This is a genomic window from Allobosea sp. FBZP-16 (assembly GCF_002831785.1).
Lineage (GTDB): Bacteria > Pseudomonadota > Alphaproteobacteria > Rhizobiales > Beijerinckiaceae > Allobosea > Allobosea lupini.
Genome location: NZ_LNCQ01000060.1, coordinates 4205 through 9584, shown reverse-complemented (window position 1 = coordinate 9584; position 5380 = coordinate 4205). Strand labels below are relative to the sequence as shown.

Here is a 5380-nt window from a genome sequence, read left to right as displayed (position 1 = left end):
TCTGCCGGCAACGTGACGGCCGTGGCGGTGGTGTCGAGTACCACGTCTCTTTGCTGCCAGCGACGGCGCGTGCGGAGTACTTCGTTCGGGCAGGTGGCGCACAGCTCGAACAGGCGGCGTCGCTGGCGCTGCAGGCCGCGCCGGACCTCGCCATTGCCGGCCAGGCAGCCGGAGAGCAGCTCGACGCGCGCATTGCCATCCTCGGCGCGCTGCGCGCCTTCCAGCGGGCCGCCGAGCTGCAGCAGACCGTCGCGATCGCCCTCTTCGTCGATCTCTACAACCTTGGCAGGGCGGATGTGCCCGGCTGGGTGCGCGAACGGGTTCGGCGTCTGTCGACACGCACGCTGCTGCGCTGGATCACGGCTTCGCGCGAGGGCGAAACCCAGCGCCTGGCGGTCGATCGGGGGGCCTCGCGCCGCGGCAAGGGCGTTCTGGAGGCCGGTGCTGACGGCCAGCTCAAGGCCTTCATGCTCGCGCTCGTCGCGCAGAACCCGCTCTACACGGCCCGGCAGATCTACGAGGCCTGCCTCGGCCGCTATCCGCAGGGCGTCGCATTTGAAGGCGAGCTGCGCACTCTTCCGGGCCAGCGCGCCTTTGAAATCGCGTTGAAGCGCTGGAAATCGGAGCTTCAGACCGAGCTGCTGGCGCTGACGAACCCCGACGCCTTCGTCTCGAAGACCCGCATTGCCGGCTCCTACACCCATCTCACCACGGCGCTGAACGAGCTCTGGCAGATCGACGCGTCGCCGGTCGATGCGCTCTGCCTCGACGGTCGCCATTCGGTCTATGCCTGCATCGACATCTGGTCGCGCCGGCTGATCCTGCACGTCTCGAAGACGCCGCGCTCCGAGGCGGTGCAACTGCTGATGCGCAAGGCCCTGGTCGCCTGGGGCGTGCCGGACAAGGTCAAGACGGACAACGGCTCGGACTTCGTTGCCAAGGCGACACGCCGCCTGTTTGCCGCCCTGCAGATCGAGCACATCACCTCGGCCGCCTTCTCGCCCTGGCAGAAGGGGCCGGTCGAGCGCGTCATTCGGACCTTCCAGACCGATCTCGGCCGCACGCTGCCGGGCTTCATCGGCCACAGCGTCAGCGATCGCAAGGTGATCGAGGCTCGCCGCGCCTTCGCCGCCCGGCTCGGGACTGACGACGCCAAGGCCTTCGCCGTCGAGCTGACCGGCGAGCAACTGCAGGCGGAATGTGATGCCTGGGCCGAGGGCCAGTATGGCCGGCGCGACCATGGCGCGCTCGGCATGAGCCCCTTCGCGAAAGCGTCGAGCTGGGCCCAGCCGGTGCGCCGCGTCGATGCCGAGGCATTGACCGTGCTGCTGATGCCCGCGCCCGGCGGGGACGGTATCCGCACGCTCGGCAAGCGCGGCGTCCGGATCGACGGCTTCCACTATCTGGTCGCGGGCGTCTCGGTCGGCACCCGAGTGTTCGTCCGCCTCGACCCGGCCGATAAGGGCCGCGTCTGGTGCCACGATCCGGAGACGGATGCGCTGCTTGGCGAGGGGCGTTGCCCGGAGTTGCTTGGCGAGGATCCGGCTGCGATCCGCGCCGCGGTCGCAGCGGAGCAGAAGCGCCTGATCGACCAGCGCACCGCGGCCATGCGGGCCGAGCGCCGCAATATCACCAGCCGCACCGTGCTCGATTTGCGCCGCCAGCGCGCGGCCGAGCTGTCTGGCAACCTCGTCGCCTTCCCGCAGCGCGCCGAGCAGCACTCGACGCCCGCGCTCGAAGCCGGCGCCGAGATCGCCGCCCTGCGCCGCGGCGAGGCGCCGCCGGCGGCCCCACTCTCCGAGGCTGCGGCCAAGCTTCATCGCGAGCTGCTCGAGGAGCCCGCCGCGCCGGCGCCCGAACCGAAAGTCACGAAGCTGCGTCCGCAGGAAACGGCGCGCCAGCGCTTCCGCCGCGCGCTCGCGATCGAGGCGGCGATCGCCGCCGGCGACCAGGTCGCCACCGAGGATGCGCTCTGGCTCGGCAGCTACCGCACCAGCGCCGAATACCGCTCGGAGAAGGCGTTCGCAGAGGACTTCGGAGAGGCGGCGTTGCGTTAGGCCCCGCCCAAAAAAAGAAAGCCCCGGCGAACCGGGGCTGATCAGTCAGATCGAGCAAGAGGATACGATGACTTCATCAGATTACAAGCCGAAGGGATCGCTGGCGCCGCTGAAGAACGTCGCGGCGATGCTGACGCTGGCCGAGCGCCTGATTGAGCGCCCGCCCCATCTTCCTGGCCTCGGCGTCTTCAACGGCTATTCCGGCTACGGCAAGACCTTCGCGGCGATCTATCTGCAGAACCGGAAGAACGCCCTGCGCGTCGAGATCGGCGACAGCTGGACCCGGCTGACCCTGATCCGGGCCATCATGAAGGAGCTCGGCGTCCACGATCCCAAGGGCACCGTGCCGCGCCTGACCGAGATGGCGATCGAGCGCCTAGCCGAGCCCGGTCATCCGCCGCTGCTGATCGACGAGGCCGACAAGGCCGTCGACAAGGGCTTCATCGAGATCATTCGCGAGATCCACGAGGCCACCCAGGTGCCGATCATCCTGATCGGCGAGGAGGAGTTGCCGAGCAAGCTGCAGCGCTCGGAGCGCACCCATAACCGCGTGCTTGAATGGGTCGCGGCGCAGCCCTGCGACCTGGAAGACACCCAGCTGCTCGCCAAGCTCTTCGTGCCGGCGACGCTGCGCTATTCCGAGGGCTTCCTGGAGCGCAACCGCCGCAAGTCCGGCGGCCGGGCCCGCCGCATCACCGTCAATCTGGAGAAGGCGGTCGAATGGGCCCGCGTCCACGCCGTCAGCGATCTCGACGGCTTCCCGGATGACCAGTTCTACACCGGCGAGCCGCCCGCGCGCGGCCGGAGGGCGGCATGAAGCGCACCGCCCCGACCGCCGCCTTGCCGCGCGGCCCGCTCCACTACTGGAAGCAGATGGTGGCGATGACGCGCCGCGGCGGCTTCACCATCACCGACGTGCACAAGGCCAGCAATGGCCGCTCGCGGCAGACGGTAAAGGCCTATGTCCTGTTCTGCGCCGAGCACGGCCATATCGAGCTTGTCGGCGGCCAGCCCACGATCAAGAACCGCAGCGCCAACCTCTACAAGGTGCTCGACCTGCGCGCCCCGGCGCCGGTCGAGCGTCGGCCGGACTTCGCCGACGATCGCGGCCGGCGGGCCCAGCAGCTCTGGACCGCAATCCGGGCGCTGCGCCAGTTCACCGTCCGCGAGCTCGCCGTGGCGGCTTCCACTGATGCCGTGCCGGTGACGGTGAAGCGCGCCCGCGAATATGTCGGCACCCTCGCCAGCGCCGGCTATCTCGCCGAGATCGGGCATCGTGCCCATCCTGGTCTGATCGCCCGCTGGCGCCTGATGCCGGCCTTCAACACCGGTCCGAAAGCTCCGGCGACGCTCGCCGGCGGCACGATCCTCTACGATCGCAATTTGGATCAGGCGGTTAACCTTAACCGTCCGGAAGGGAGGGCAGCATGAGCCGTCCCACCCATGTCGACCAGGTCGAGCGCGCCCGCCTCGCCTGGGGCGAGGCGATGCCGCCGGAAGTCGCCGTGCTGGCGCAGGCCTGCAAGGCCCGCACCTCGCGCGCCGTCGCCCGCCAGCTCGGCTATTCCGACGCGACCATCTCCTACGTCCTCGCCAACAAGTATCAAGCGGGCGACCAGGAGAAGGTCTTCGCCAAGATCCGGGGCGCCCTGATGGGCGAGACCGTCCTCTGCCCGATCCTGGACGAGATCGGCCGCGACCGCTGCCTGACCGAGCAGGCCAAGCCCTTCGCGGCGACGAATTCGACCCGCGCCCGGCTCTTCCATGCCTGCAAGACCTGCCCCAATCGCCAGCAGAAGGACGTCGCCTGATGATCCGGTCAGCCTTCAAGCTCCTTTGCATCAGCCTCGTGCCGCTCGGCGGCTTCGTCGCCGGCGCGATGCTGCACTTCGTCAGGGACCCGGAGGTCTACGGCTTCATCCTGATCGCGGGCACCTGCGCCAGCCTGGCCGGAGCGGTCGGCTTCGCCCAGCTCGATCGCGAGGAAGCGGTCCGCCACGCGCGCCATCTCGGCCGCGTTCCCGCCGTTCCGAGCCGGGAGGGCTGAGCCATGCAGGCAAAGCCCCTCTCCGCCGATCTGCGCGAGCTGCGGGACCTGTTCCGCGTCTATGTCGCTTCCCACCAGCGGCCGACGATCGACGCCTGCCGCGATCTCACAGTGTCCCTGTGCCTGCTCGCGGAGAAGGCCGAGCGGCTCGAACAGCGCGCGGCCGATGCCGACGAGATGGAGGCGATCGCCCGTGATCTCGACATCGTCGCCAGCGCGGCGGTCTCGCCGTCCCTGCAGCAGGCGCTGCGGAGCCAGCAGGCAGAGATCCAGCGCCAGCTGGACGGTGGCGGGCCGGTTCATGGCACGCGTCCCGGCCTTGCCACTCTCGCCATGCCGATCGGCGACAGCAACGTCGTCAGCTTCCCGCGCGCCCCGCGGCCGGCCGGCCTCGACGATGGAGGCCACGCGGCATGAGCGAGCGCCACGTCACCTTCGACATGATCGTCCAGGCGGTCGGCGCCGTCGCCGGCGTCAGCCGACACGAGATCATGGTAGCGGGCCGTGCCGGCGCCGACGAGCGGGTCCACCTCCGCTACGCCTGCTGGTGGCTCGCCACCAAGATGACGTCGCTGGGCCCGTCCACGATTGGCCGGCTTTCCGGCGGTCGTGACCACACCATGGTGATCCACGGCCTGCGCCGGGCCGAGGAGCTGCGCGCCTCGAGCGAGAGCTTCCGGCTCTCGACGGATGCGCTCCTCGGCACGCTGCAGGCGCTCGAGCGCGCCGGCCTGCTGCGCTTCGCCGTCTCGATCGATCCGCTCGCCACTGCCCGCCGCGTGCTCTCGGCGCCCGAGCGCGAGGCCGTGCGCGTCTCGACCTACGAAATCGTCGCCATGTCCCGGCTCATCGTCGAGCAGGCCGATGGCGACCCTTCCGCACCTTCAACCGAGGAGACCGTCCATGTCTGAGAACACGCCTGCCCAGCCCGCCATCGTCAGCGGCATCGTCGATGTCGGCGGCCAGCCTCACATGCGTGATGCGAAGGGCCGCCTCGTCCCGGTCGAGCTGGTGAAGCCGGCCGACAAGCTCGAGGACGAGATGGTGCGCAAGGTCATGGCCTTCGCGCTCGATCTCTCGGCCCAGATCGCCCGCTTCAAGGAACATACCTTCGCCGATCTCAACGGCTTCCAGCAGCTGCTGGAGCAGGAGTATGGCGCCCGCGCTGGCGGCGAGAAGGGCAACGTCACCTTCCAGACGGTGGACGGGCTGATGCAGGTCAAGGTGCAGATCGCCGACCTGATCGAGTTCGGCCCGCAGCTCCAGCAGGCCAAGG

The 5380-nt window shown here is 69.4% G+C and carries 8 protein-coding genes; all 8 read left to right on the top strand.

Annotation, left to right across the window (positions count from 1 at the left end; all coding sequences use genetic code 11):
- Window positions 1-2057 (top strand): DDE-type integrase/transposase/recombinase (locus CXY91_RS29705; RefSeq protein ID WP_199777610.1); only part of this gene is annotated, 2057 nt, incomplete at its 5' end.
- A 67-nt stretch (window positions 2058-2124) separates the two neighbouring features.
- A complete protein-coding gene (locus CXY91_RS29700; protein ID WP_100965538.1) occupies window positions 2125-2874 on the top strand; it encodes an AAA family ATPase in 750 nt (249 codons plus the stop codon).
- The gene (locus CXY91_RS29695) at window positions 2871-3488 is read left to right on the top strand and encodes a hypothetical protein (protein WP_100965537.1); all 618 of its coding nucleotides are present in this window, start codon (window positions 2871-2873) and stop codon (window positions 3486-3488) included. Before CXY91_RS29700 ends, CXY91_RS29695 begins: the two co-directional genes overlap by 4 nt.
- On the top strand, window positions 3485-3868 hold the full coding sequence (locus CXY91_RS29690; protein ID WP_100965536.1) for a transcriptional regulator: 384 nt from the start codon (window positions 3485-3487) through the stop codon (window positions 3866-3868). The genes CXY91_RS29695 and CXY91_RS29690 overlap by 4 nt, the downstream gene beginning before the upstream one ends.
- Complete coding sequence (locus CXY91_RS29685) at window positions 3868-4104, top strand: hypothetical protein (protein ID WP_100965535.1); 237 nt, start codon at window positions 3868-3870, stop codon at window positions 4102-4104. Before CXY91_RS29690 ends, CXY91_RS29685 begins: the two co-directional genes overlap by 1 nt.
- Before the next feature lie 3 nt (window positions 4105-4107).
- Window positions 4108-4521, top strand: a complete 414-nt coding sequence (locus tag CXY91_RS29680) for a hypothetical protein (RefSeq protein ID WP_100965534.1) — start codon at window positions 4108-4110, stop codon at window positions 4519-4521.
- Complete coding sequence (locus tag CXY91_RS29675; protein WP_100965533.1) at window positions 4518-5015, top strand: helix-turn-helix domain-containing protein; 498 nt, start codon at window positions 4518-4520, stop codon at window positions 5013-5015. Before CXY91_RS29680 ends, CXY91_RS29675 begins: the two co-directional genes overlap by 4 nt.
- Window positions 5008-5380 (top strand): DUF3164 family protein (locus CXY91_RS29670; protein ID WP_158673665.1); only part of this gene is annotated, 373 nt, incomplete at its 3' end. The genes CXY91_RS29675 and CXY91_RS29670, both read left to right, overlap by 8 nt.

What these genes read in the sequence shown, in the direction of transcription:
- CXY91_RS29695 (WP_100965537.1), top strand. Translation starts at nt 2,871, where the DNA reads ATGAAGCGCACCGCCCCGACCGCCGCCTTGCCGCGCGGCCCGCTCCAC.
- CXY91_RS29675 (WP_100965533.1), top strand. Translation starts at nt 4,518, where the DNA reads ATGAGCGAGCGCCACGTCACCTTCGACATGATCGTCCAGGCGGTCGGC.
- CXY91_RS29690 (WP_100965536.1), top strand. Translation starts at nt 3,485, where the DNA reads ATGAGCCGTCCCACCCATGTCGACCAGGTCGAGCGCGCCCGCCTCGCC.
- CXY91_RS29685 (WP_100965535.1), top strand. Translation starts at nt 3,868, where the DNA reads ATGATCCGGTCAGCCTTCAAGCTCCTTTGCATCAGCCTCGTGCCGCTC.
- CXY91_RS29680 (WP_100965534.1), top strand. Translation starts at nt 4,108, where the DNA reads ATGCAGGCAAAGCCCCTCTCCGCCGATCTGCGCGAGCTGCGGGACCTG.
- CXY91_RS29700 (WP_100965538.1), top strand. Translation starts at nt 2,125, where the DNA reads ATGACTTCATCAGATTACAAGCCGAAGGGATCGCTGGCGCCGCTGAAG.